This window comes from Nocardiopsis ansamitocini (assembly GCF_030268225.1).
In the GTDB taxonomy this organism is placed as follows: Bacteria; Actinomycetota; Actinomycetes; order Streptosporangiales; family Streptosporangiaceae; genus Nocardiopsis_D; species Nocardiopsis_D ansamitocini.
The window spans coordinates 101694-112732 of record NZ_BSQG01000014.1; the positions used below are offsets into that span (position 1 = coordinate 101694).

Annotated in this window: 13 protein-coding genes; 9 read left to right on the top strand and 4 right to left on the bottom strand. The window is 66.7% G+C overall.

Annotated features, from left to right (window positions below; genetic code table 11):
* Positions 1–68 precede the first annotated feature (68 nt).
* Both QSJ59_RS23685 and QSJ59_RS23690 read right to left on the bottom strand, forming a co-directional pair.
* Positions 69–641 (bottom strand): nicotinamidase, encoded by a 573-nt coding sequence (locus tag QSJ59_RS23685; protein ID WP_285761972.1) that lies wholly within the window; start codon positions 639–641, stop codon positions 69–71.
* A 26-nt stretch (positions 642–667) separates the two neighbouring features.
* Positions 668–1984: a nicotinate phosphoribosyltransferase gene (locus QSJ59_RS23690; RefSeq protein ID WP_285761973.1), complete on the bottom strand. Its 1317-nt coding sequence runs from the start codon at positions 1982–1984 to the stop codon at positions 668–670.
* A gap of 149 nt (positions 1985–2133) precedes the next feature.
* Between QSJ59_RS23690 and clpS the strand changes: the two genes are divergently transcribed.
* The 7 genes from clpS (at position 2134) to QSJ59_RS23725 (ending at position 6783) form a co-directional block, all read left to right on the top strand.
* Positions 2134–2424, top strand: a complete 291-nt coding sequence (gene clpS, locus QSJ59_RS23695) for an ATP-dependent Clp protease adapter ClpS (protein WP_285761974.1) — start codon at positions 2134–2136, stop codon at positions 2422–2424.
* A gap of 42 nt (positions 2425–2466) precedes the next feature.
* A complete protein-coding gene (locus QSJ59_RS23700) occupies positions 2467–3009 on the top strand; it encodes a DUF2017 domain-containing protein (protein ID WP_285761975.1) in 543 nt (180 codons plus the stop codon).
* 78 nt (positions 3010–3087) lie between these two features.
* Entirely contained in the window at positions 3088–3501 is a 414-nt protein-coding gene (locus tag QSJ59_RS23705; RefSeq protein WP_285761977.1) for a M67 family metallopeptidase, read from the top strand.
* A gap of 109 nt (positions 3502–3610) precedes the next feature.
* Positions 3611–3889, top strand: coding sequence for a MoaD/ThiS family protein (locus QSJ59_RS23710; protein ID WP_285761979.1), 279 nt, complete (start codon positions 3611–3613; stop codon positions 3887–3889).
* A 5-nt stretch (positions 3890–3894) separates the two neighbouring features.
* Positions 3895–4842, top strand: a complete 948-nt coding sequence (locus QSJ59_RS23715) for a PLP-dependent cysteine synthase family protein (RefSeq protein ID WP_285761980.1) — start codon at positions 3895–3897, stop codon at positions 4840–4842.
* A gap of 115 nt (positions 4843–4957) precedes the next feature.
* Positions 4958–5764 carry a thioesterase family protein gene (locus tag QSJ59_RS23720; RefSeq protein ID WP_285761981.1) on the top strand — a complete coding sequence of 269 codons (807 nt, stop codon included), beginning with the start codon at positions 4958–4960 and terminating at the stop codon, positions 5762–5764.
* Between the two features lie 257 nt (positions 5765–6021).
* The gene (locus QSJ59_RS23725) at positions 6022–6783 is read left to right on the top strand and encodes an MBL fold metallo-hydrolase (protein ID WP_285761982.1); all 762 of its coding nucleotides are present in this window, start codon (positions 6022–6024) and stop codon (positions 6781–6783) included.
* Between the two features lie 20 nt (positions 6784–6803).
* On the opposite strand, the gene QSJ59_RS23730 is transcribed toward QSJ59_RS23725, so the two are convergent.
* Positions 6804–7403: a hypothetical protein gene (locus QSJ59_RS23730; RefSeq protein ID WP_285761983.1), complete on the bottom strand. Its 600-nt coding sequence runs from the start codon at positions 7401–7403 to the stop codon at positions 6804–6806.
* 235 nt (positions 7404–7638) lie between these two features.
* On the opposite strand from QSJ59_RS23730, the gene rph reads away from it, so the two are divergent.
* The gene (gene rph, locus QSJ59_RS23735) at positions 7639–8358 is read left to right on the top strand and encodes a ribonuclease PH (RefSeq protein ID WP_285761984.1); all 720 of its coding nucleotides are present in this window, start codon (positions 7639–7641) and stop codon (positions 8356–8358) included.
* Positions 8355–8978, top strand: a complete 624-nt coding sequence (rdgB, locus tag QSJ59_RS23740) for an RdgB/HAM1 family non-canonical purine NTP pyrophosphatase (RefSeq protein ID WP_285761986.1) — start codon at positions 8355–8357, stop codon at positions 8976–8978. Before rph ends, rdgB begins: the two co-directional genes overlap by 4 nt.
* A gap of 51 nt (positions 8979–9029) precedes the next feature.
* Here the strand turns inward: rdgB and QSJ59_RS23745 are convergent, their stop codons facing one another.
* The gene (locus QSJ59_RS23745; RefSeq protein WP_285761987.1) at positions 9030–10280 is read right to left on the bottom strand and encodes an Nramp family divalent metal transporter; all 1251 of its coding nucleotides are present in this window, start codon (positions 10278–10280) and stop codon (positions 9030–9032) included.
* Between the last annotated feature and the right edge of the window lie 759 nt (positions 10281–11039).

Sequence of the window (11039 nt, forward strand, 5' to 3'; positions counted from 1 at the left end):
ACGGGGCCGTGACCTGACCGGTTCGGGTCACGGCCCCGTTCGTCGCAAGGACAAAAACAGCGAAGCGTCTAGGCCATGACCGGTTCGCCCTCAAGGACGACCTTCGCCTCGGACAGTTCGGCCAGAGCACGCTCGGCAGTGGGGCGGGCCACCGCGGCGGTCAGGCTCAGCAGGACCCGTACGTCGAACCCGGCACGCGCGGCGTCCAACGCAGTGGCCCGCACGCAGTGGTCGGTCGCGATCCCCACAACATCCACTGAGGTCACGTCGCGTTCGTGCAGCCAGTCGGCCAGGCCGTTGCCTTCGGCGGTGGCACCCTCGAACCCGCTGTAGGCGGCCGTGTAGGCACCCTTGTCGAAGACCGCCTCCACCGCGTCGGTCTCCAACCGGGGGTGGAACTGTGCGCCGGGAGTCCCCGCCACGCAGTGCGGCGGCCAGGAGTCCACGAAGTCCGGCGACTCGGAGAAGTGCGATCCCGGGTCCACGTGGTAGTCGCGCGTGGCCACGACGTGTGCGTAGTCGGCATGCTTGGCCTCGATGTAGGCGGAGATGGCCGAGGCCACGTCCGTCCCACCAGGCACTGCGAGTGCGCCGCCCTCACAGAAGTCGTTCTGCACGTCCACGACGATCAGTGCCTTCATGGTCCTCGACGTCCCTTCGCGGGCTGCTAGGTCAGCGCCCTCTGCTCGAAAAGTGTGGGGATCGCGGGCTCACCACGTGACATCTGCCGAGCAGTCATCGGAAGCTCGGCGACAGCACGGGAGTGCCGCTCGCGCGCCGCCCCCAGCGTCTCACGGCCCACGGTTTCGCCCCCCGCCACCAACGGCACCAAGAGCGGCCGCTCCAACCGGCCGAGCTCCGGTTCGTAGTCGTATACCAGTTCCGCGCCGGCCTGACCGTGCTCGTCGAGGCGGCGCGCTCCCCACTTGCGTCCACCCCTGCTCGGCTTGCCCACCGATCGCTTTGCCACCGGTGACAACGGACTCGTCGGGTCATCACCCTGCGCGCGGGCCACCAGTTTGTAGACCAGCGATGCGGTCGGGGTACCCGAGCCGGTAACCAGAGAGGTACCCACCCCGTAGCCGTCTACCGGCGCCACGGCCAATGCCTGGATGGCGTGTTCGTCCAGGTCGCTGGTCACCACGATGCGGGTCTCGGTCGCGCCGTGCTCGTCGAGCAGTTTGCGCACCTCCGATGCCAGCACGCCGAGGTCACCGGAGTCCAGACGCACCGCTCCCAAAGAAGGGCCGGCCAGTTCCATCGCGGTGCGCACCGCACGCACCACGTCATAGGTGTCCACGAGCAGGGTCGTACCCGCTCCCAGCGCCGTCAGTTGCGCCTCGAAGGCGTGCCGCTCGTTGTCGTGGAGCAAGGTGAAGGAGTGGGCGCTGGTGCCTGCCGTGGGCACCCCGTAGCGCCGTCCCGCCTCCAGGTTGGAACTGGTGGCGAACCCGGTGATGTAGGCCACTCGTGCCGCGGCCACCGCGGCTTCCTCATGGGTGCGCCGCGACCCCATCTCGATCATCGGGCGCCCGTTCGCGGCCGATACCATCCGCGAGGCCGCGGCCGCGATCGCGCAGTCATGGTTGTAGATGGACAGCGCCAGGGTCTCCAGTACCACGCACTCGGCGAAACTGCCCTCGACCACCAGGATGGGGGAGCCGGCGAAGTAGCACTCGCCCTCGGCGTAACCCCAGATGTCTCCGGAGAACCGATAACTCGACAGCCACTCCAGGGTAGGGTCGTCCACGACTTTGGCGTCGGCGAGATGGTCCAGAGTCGGGGTGTCGAACCGGAACCGCTCAAGCGCGTCCAAAAATCGCCCGGTTCCGGCGACGACGCCGTACCTCCGGGATTCCGGCAGCCGTCGGGCGAACATCTCAAAGACCGTAGGGCGCTCCGCGGCGCCGCTGCGCAGCGCCGCCTGCAACATGGTCAGCTCGTAGTGGTCGGTGAGGAGCGCAGTGCTCCGGGACTCGGTCATGACACCCCACCCTAGTTTGTGCCTATCGGGAACAAAATCAACAGGGTATGTCTATCCGCCCACGTCCCACCCCATGGGGGATGGGACGACACGGCGCGGGTACGTCCCCGCGAGGCGGCAGCGCCGCGGCCAGAGAAGGTGATCGATTCATGACGACCATGCCGGTCGAGCTCGACAATCCTGTGCCGGAGGAGGACGTCCGACCAGAACTACCCTGGATCACGATCGTCTGGAACGACCCCGTCAACCTGATGACCTACGTCACCTACGTCTTCCAGACCGTTTTCGGATACTCCAAGGAAAAAGCGCACAAGTTGATGCTGGACGTGCACTTCGAGGGCCGGGCCGTCGTCTCCAGCGGCAGCCGTGAGGAGATGGAGCGCGACGTCACGATCCTGCACGACTACGGTCTGTGGGCCACGCTCCAGCACGACCGGTAACGCAGACGGCACACCAGAGGACAACGGGGTTTCCCACAGATCATGACCACCGGATTTCACAGCGCACCCAGGGGCGGGGCGTTCATCCAGATCGACGCCGGCGAGGCCGGGCTGCTGCGCTCCATGGCCGCACTCGTCCTCCAGCTCGTCGAGGCGCCTGAACCGCAGGACGACTTCGCCGCACTCGTGGGGATCGGGACCAGCAGCGTCAAACCCGAGGACCCGGTCCTGGCGCGGCTCTTCCCCGACGCCTATTCCGACGACGCGGAGGCCGCTGGGGATTTTCGCCGTTATACCGAAGACGACCTGCGTCGACGTAAGCGAGAGAACGCCCAGGGCGTCCTCGACCAGATCCCGCCCAGGGGCGGTGAGATCACCTTGGACCTCGCAGACGCGCATGCCTGGCTCAAAGTCCTCAATGACGTTCGGCTCGCCCTGGCCACCCGACTGGGCATCAAGGACGACATGCCCGCGGTCGAACTAGACGACGAACTGGCCGCCGACGAGAAGGCCGGCGCGCTGAGCGTCTACAGCTGGCTCACCGGCCTGCAGGACAGCCTGCTCCGGGCGTTGACGGGCGAGTGAACACGGAGGCCGCACCCGCCCGACACTAGTCATACCCAGCGGGTGGGTAGGAATATCTGCTCGGCTACGCTAAGGACCATGCTGAGGATTGATCGCTCGATCTATGACCAGATCGTCGCCCACGCCCGCCGCGACCACCCCGACGAAGCATGCGGTGTTGTCGCCGGCCCGGAGGGCTCCGACCGGCCCGAGCGGTTCATCCAGATGGTCAACGCCGAGCGCTCGCCCACGTTCTACCGGTTCGACTCTCTGGAGCAGCTGAAGGTCTGGCGCGGGATGGACGACCGGGACGAGGTCCCCGTCGTCATCTACCACTCCCACACGGCAACCGAGGCCTATCCTTCGCGCACCGACATCAGCTACGCCTCCGAGCCGGAGACCCACTACGTCCTCGTCTCCACCCGTGACGCCGACACCATCGAGTTCCGCTCCTACCGCATCATCGACGGAGTCGTCACCGAGGAACCGGTCGAGATCACCGGCGCGGGCTGACCTGCCCGGACCAGCGCCCGCGGAATCCGCGCGCGACCGCACACGTTGCATATTGCGGGCCCACGGGCCCGCCGTCAATCGCACACAGACTTCTTACGGAGAAACGCTCATGGCCATCGAGGTCCGCATCCCGACCATCCTGCGCAACCTCACCGACGGGGCCAAGGCGGTCGACGGCGAGGGCAGCACCCTCTCCGAGCTCATCACCGACCTTGACAAGAAGTACCCGGGTATCGCGGCCCGTCTCGTCGACAACGGTCAACTGCGCCGTTTCATCAACATCTACCTCAACGACGAGGACGTCCGCTTCCTCGGTGGAATCGACTCCCCGGTCGCCGACGGCGACACCGTCACCGTCCTGCCGGCCGTCGCCGGCGGCATGCGCTGACCGCCATGCGGTTCGATTCCCTTCTGGACTCCCTGGGCCACACCCCGCTGGTGGGCCTGCCGAGTTTGTCCCCGAGCCCCGAGGTCCGGTTGTGGGCCAAACTCGAAGACCGCAACCCCACCGGGTCGATCAAGGACCGGGCCGCGTTCTTCATGATCGAGCAGGCGGAGAAGGACGGCCTGCTCAGCCCCGGCTGCACCATTCTCGAACCCACGTCGGGAAACACCGGGATCTCGCTGGCCATGGTCGCCCGCCTGCGCGGCTACAAAATGGTGTGCGTCATGCCGGAGAACACCTCGGCCGAGCGCAGCCAGCTCCTCGCGATGTGGGGCGCCACCATCCACTACTCCCCGGCAGAAGGCGGTTCCAACGAGGCGGTCCGAGTCGCCAAGACGATGGCAGCCGAGCACCCGGACTGGATCATGCTCTACCAGTACGGGAACCCCGCCAACGCCCGTGCCCACTACGAGACCACGGGGCCCGAGCTCCTGGCGGACCTCCCCGAGATCACGCACTTCGTGGCCGGCCTGGGCACCACCGGGACACTGATGGGGGTCGGGCGCTACCTGCGCGAGCACCGTCCCGGGGTGCGGATCGTCGCCGCCGAACCCCGCTATGGGGAGCTCGTGTACGGCCTGCGCAACATCGACGAGGGCTTCATCCCCGAGCTCTACGACGAAACCGTGCTCACCACGCGTTTCTCCGTGCCCGCTGAGGCGGCGCTCAAGCGCACCCGAGAACTCCTCGACAAGGAGGGGATCTTCGCCGGCATCTCCACCGGGGGTGCACTGCACGCGGCCCTGGGCATGGCGGCCAAGGCCGCCAAGGAGGGGGAACGCGCCGACATCGCGTTCATCATCGCCGACGCCGGATGGAAGTACCTCTCCACCGGTGCCTACGAGGGAACGCTGGAGGAAGCCGAGGACCGGCTCGACGGCCAACTCTGGGCCTGACCGCCACCCCGGCAAAGGGACGCGGGGCACGCACCTGCGTCCCTTGGCCATCCCCCATCGGGCCAAGGCACCCCTGCCCGCGGTGCCCCTCCGCCCGTTCGCTTCAATGGAACGCATGACGCGATTCGACGACGCGACCACCGTGCGGCGTACCGACGAGGGTCACTATGCGGCCGACCTCGACTCCGGTTACCTGATCGGTTCGGCGCTCAACGGCGGCTATCTCATGGCCGTCCTCCAGCGGGCCGTTCTCGCCGAATCCGACCACCTTCACGCGGTCTCCTCCTCCTACACGTTCCTGCGCCCCGCAGGGCCGGGCCGGGCGCTCGTCCATGCCGAGGTACTCAAACCGGGGCGCACGGTCACGACCGTGCGGATCGGCCTCGAGCAGGACGGCAAAGCCATCGTCACCGGCACGGTCGCTACCGCGACCCTGGACCGCCAAGCCGTTCCCGACTACGAGTCGGTCCCGGCAGAGGTGGCGCCCATCGGCCGCTGCCGGAGTTTCGACCCGCGCGCGGATCCCTCCGCCGCGATGGAATTCGCCGACCGGATCGACCTGCGTTTCGCCCCCGACTCCTATGCCGCACTGGCGGGGCAGGAGCCTGCCACGGGTCCCGACCTGCGGGGCCACCTCGACCTCAGTGCGGTCGACGGAGGACCGGTCGCCGACCCCCTCACCTTCCTCCCCCTCGCCGTCGACGCCCTCCCGCCTGTGGTCAGCGTGCTCTCCTCATGGAGCTGGGCTCCCACCGTGCAGCTCTCCTGGCAGTTGCGCGCACTGCCAGAGCCGGGGCCCTTGGCCTTCCACGCCCGTGCCGACCTGGTCGCGGACGGCTGGTTCGACGAGAACGTCGACCTGTGGGACGTCAAAGGCCGCCTTGTCGCCCAAAGCCGCCAGCTCGCCCGGATCGGACGGTGAACGTCGATGTGACACGTTTCCCACCAGGTGCGCCAAAGGCGGGCGAAAAGACCAGCAGTGAATACTTTGACCTGGCAATACGGCATAAGGTGGATTGTGTGATCGCCTCACGTGTGATTCACATCGCCTGAGGCGCCAGCCACAATGCGTACCGCCGTACCGGTCATTGGGGTAGACCCGTATCCACCCGGAAAAGTTGGAGACAGCGCCCTGAGCCGCGGTCTCCGGAGCCAACTCACCGAAAAGGCTTAGACGACGTGCGACTCACCATCATCGGCTCATCCGGGAGCTTCCCCGGCCCGACCAGCCCCGCGTCCTGTTACCTGATCGAGGCCGGCGGTTTCCGGCTGCTTCTGGACCTCGGAAACGGAGCACTCGGTACGCTCCAGCGCTATACCGACATCTACGCCATCGACGCGGTCTACCTCTCCCACCTGCACGCCGATCACTGCTTCGACCTGTGCTCCTACTGGGTCGCCCGGACCTTCCCCGAAGGTGGCCCCAAGCCCCGGATCCCTGTCTACGGGCCGCCCGGTGTCGCCGAGCGCATGGCGGAGGCTTACGGGCTCGACCCTCGGCCGGGCATGAGGGAGACCTTCGACTTTCGCGAGATCGCGCCGGGCCGCCGCGGAATCGGTCCCTTCACCGCTGCTTTCGACCACGTGAACCACCCGGTCGAAGCGTTCGGGATCCGCTTGGAACACCACGGCTCCTCCTTCGCCTACTCCGGTGACACCGGAGCCTGCGACGAGCTCGTCGAACTCGCCCGCGACACCGACCTCTTCCTGTGCGAGGCGTCCTTCCAGGACCACAAGGAACATCCCAAGGACATGCACCTCACCGGAAGCGAGGCCGGCGAGCACGCCAGTCGCGCTGGTGCACGCAAACTGCTTCTCACGCACCTCGTGCCCTGGAACGACAACGAGCGCACCCTCGCCGAGGCGCGCGGCACCTACAACGGCCCTCTCGGTCTGGCACAAAGCGGTGACGTCCACATGATCACCGCCCCGACACGCTGACGCAGCAGCCGCGGAGCCGGTCAGGCCGGTAGGTCGCCAGCTCCGGCCACAACGATCTCCACGAGCTGCTCCTGGGCCAGTCCCAGCCCCACCGAGGTCGCGGCCACGCTGACCCCCGGCAGGTACAGCACAGCATTTCGTCCCTGTGTGCCAAGGTCCACGTACTGCAGCTTGCCGCCGAGTGCGTCGGTCACGGGCGTCGTGTAAAGACCCATCGTCGCCTCCGCCTCCGGATCGGCCCCTTCCGGATCGGCAAACGTCTCACCCGTCTGGAACTGCACGAACAATCGCTTGCCGGTGTCTGGTTTCCCCCAGCGACAGGTCAGTACCGAACCTTCGGCGGTCTCCCCGAACGGTAGACCCCGAACGTGGGGTGCCGCCGCGTCGGCGGCGGCCGACCCCTCGCACGCCTGCGGGAGCCCCTGGGCCAACGGCTCCCGCGCCGGTGACGCCGACGCGGACGGTAGCGCCTCCCCGTGCCGACCCGATGCCGTTGCGGTCGCAGACGGCTCGTCCGGCGGCTGCTCTCCGGAAGCCGTCGAGCCGCAGCCGGTCAGAACGGCGGTCAGCACACCGGTAACGAGCGCGCTCGCCATCGGGGCACACGGGTTCAGGTTCATGGTGGCGAGGTCCTCGCGATCAGTGGGCAAAGACGGCCGCCCCGCGCCAGATGAGGACGGGGCGACGCGCAGGCGGTTCCCCTATCGTGGCACCCCTGCCCGCCGTCCCGACTTCCTGCAAGGGGAGATTCCATCCCGGATGCGCTTCCCCCGTGGTCGGACGCGTCCGACCGGCTGCGGATGGTGACACCCCGAACGGCGGTGCACGGCCGTTCGCCCGGATAGGCTCGATCGCATGCCTCGACCCGACGGACGTACTCCGAACGAACTCCGCCCCGTGACCATCACCCGCAACTGGCTCAGGCACGCGGAAGGCTCCGCCCTCGTCGAATTCGGCGACACCCGCGTCCTGTGCGCCGCCACAGTCGAGGACGGCGTCCCCCGCTGGAAGCGCGGGACGGGAGAGGGCTGGGTCACCGCCGAATACGCGATGCTGCCCCGCTCCACCGATACGCGCGGTGCCCGCGAGTCAGTCAAGGGCAAGATCGGCGGTCGCACCCACGAGATCTCCCGCCTCATCGGACGTTCCTTGCGCGCGGTCGTCGACTTCAAGGCGATGGGCGAGCACACCATCACCCTCGACTGCGACGTCCTCCAGGCCGACGGCGGGACCCGCACCGCGGCGATCACCGGTGCCTACGTCGCCCTCGCCGACGCGGTCAAGTACCTGCGCAAGCGTCGCAACCTCAAGAACAATCCGCTGACCGGTTCCGTCGCCGCCGTCAGCGTCGGCGTCATCCAAGGGCAGCCCCGCCTCGACCTCAACTACCTTGAGGACTCCGTCGCCCAGACCGACATGAACGTCGTCGTCACCGGCACCGGAGAATTCATCGAGGTTCAGGGCACCGCGGAGGGCGCGCCCTTCGACCGGGCGCTGCTCGACTCCCTGCTCGACCTCGCGGTCGGCGGGTGCACGCAACTCACCGACATCCAGAAGAAGGCGCTCGCGGGATGAGCCGGATCAGCACGCTGGTACTCGCCACGCACAACGCCAAAAAAGTCCCCGAAATGCGGGCCATTCTCGCCGAGGCAGGACTCGACATCGACGTCGTCGGCCTCGATGACCATCCCGGAGCACCGGACGTGGCCGAGACCGAGAGCACGTTCGCCGGTAACGCGCTGCTCAAGGCCAGGGCCATCGCCGCCCACACCGGCCTGCCTGCGGTCGCCGACGACTCCGGGCTGCGCGTGGACGCGCTGAACGGGATGCCCGGGGTGCTCTCGGCACGCTGGTCAGGCAGGTTCGGCTCCGCCACCGGGGACAAGGATGCCGCGAACCTCGCTCTCGTCCTCGACCAGTTGGCCGATGTTCCCGAAGAGCGGCGCGGCGCCGAGTTCGTCTCCGCGGCCGCCCTGGTGCTGCCTTCGGGAGAGGAGCACGTCGTCGAGGGGGCCTTCCGGGGAACTCTCACCACCGAACCCCGCGGCACCAACGGGTTCGGCTACGACCCGGTCTTCGTCCCGGAGGGACACAGCCGCACCGCCGCTGAGCTGAGCCCGCAGGAGAAGAACGCGATCAGCCATCGGGGCATCGCTTTTCGTTCCCTCGCAGTGAAGCTGCGGGAACTCGGGTGAGCATCGGGTGTCCCGGCCCCGGGGAGGGCCGGGGCGCCCTCCTGTCCATCCCTAGAACAGACCTGAGACCATCCCGACCAGTTCGTTGCCGCTGACGATCAGGAACAGCAGGCCCGCCAGTGCCAGGCCCGTATTGCTCAACCAGCCGTTGCGCCACTCGGCCGGCGTCCGGCTGGAGTTCAGCAGCCACATCAGCGTCAGTGCCAGGAACGGCATGAAGAACGCGCCCAGGGCTCCGTAGAGCAAGACCAGTTCGAACGGTCGGTCGAAGAACAGCAGCGCCATCGGCGGGAACGTCAGCCACAGCAGGTAGCCGCGAAATTCCACGCTCTCCTCGCGTTCCTCCACCGGGCGGTTCGTTTTGCCGCGGAGATGTCCCAGGAAGTCGGCGAACATCAGGCTCACGCCGTGCCATACCCCGAGGATCGAGGAGAAGGCCGCGGCGAAGAAGCCGATCAGGAACAGCACCGCGATCGGCCGGCCGAAGCGCTCGCGCAGAATCTCCGAGAGGTCCAGCAGTCCCCGGTCGCTTTCGACCAGCGCGATGTTGGCGGTGTAGAGGAGCTCTGCGCCGACCACCAGCATGGCGATGACGAAGATACCGGTCATGACATAGGCAACCCGGTTGTCCCAGCGCATGACCTTGATCCAGGTGGCGTCGCGCCACCCCTTGGCGTTCACCCAGTAGCCGTAGGCAGCCATGGTGATGGTGCCGCCCACACCGCCGATGAGTCCCAAGGTGTAGATGGTCGACCCCTGCGGAAGAGTGGGGACCAGGCCGGTGGCCATGTTGCCCAGGTTCGGGAGCAGGATGACCGCCAAGCTGACCACGGTCACGAACATCAGGCCGATGAACGCGGTCATGACTTTCTCGAAGACCGGGTACTGGTTGAACCAGACGAACACCAGTCCTGCGATGCCGGCCAGCATCGCCCACGCCCAGACCGGCAGCACGGGGAACAGCGCGTTGAGGGGGAGGGCGGTCGCCGACATCGCAGTCGCACCGTAGACGAAGCCCCAGATGACGATGTAGGGGCCGAAGTAGAAGTGGGTCCAGCGACCCAGACTGCTCCAGCCGTCGAAGATCGTCCGCTCGGTCGCCAGGTGCCAACGTCCGGTTGCTTCCGCAAGCGAGATCTTCACCAGGCAACCGACGATCGTCGCCCAGAGAAGGGTGTAGCCGAATCGTTCGCCCGCGATGAGGGTGGCGACGAGGTCTCCCGAACCGACGCCGGTGGCGGCGACGACGATGCCGGGACCGATGAGCCGCCAACTCGCCGGGCGCTGCTTGGTCACTGCCATGCGGCCTCCTTTACGAACTCGTTAACGATGCACAAATCGTAATCAAGAGGTCACTTGATGCAATAGTTCGATGGTAGACGTCACGTGATTGATACGAAACGGCACTCTGTGTAGCCAAAGTGATGATGATGGATCCGGGCGATGCAAGCGGTCGCCGGGTTCTTGCCGAACGCGGTCCGGGGTCCTCCGGGGGTCGGGTAGTGTTCTCCGAGTCGCCACGAACCGGGTCCGTCGGATCCACTCGGGGCGGCACTCTTTTCCGGAAGGTTCCGGTCGAAGCATTGACTTCGGGCGGGTACTCTTGAAAAGAACACGGTCTTCCGGGAACTGAGCCCCTCATCTGAGTGGGAGCAGCCGGGTCCGGACTCCACGGATTGAAGAGGATGTTTCGGCATCCGCTCCTCCGATTCCCATCTGCAGCAGGAGCGATCTCATCGCCCCTGTCTCGGGTGCTTCACCATTCTGGCTTTGTCGTCAGGAATTCCGGTGTAGGCAAAATGAGAATCGGGGACTTGAATTCTTAAAGTCGCAAAGCTTGCACCACGCCGATTTGGCGGGATCGCAAGACCGCGATAAAGTGGAGGCGCAACGGAGCGGAAATGCACGGGAAACCGGGCAGGGAAACTCCACTCCCAGCTTCATCAAGGGTTTGCGAAAAGCGCGGATTTGCGCCGGAACAAACACCCTGATAAAGTCGGGAACACAACAAAGCGGAAACAACGCCGCACCGATACGAAGAGCGTGACACGCGGGCCTGGC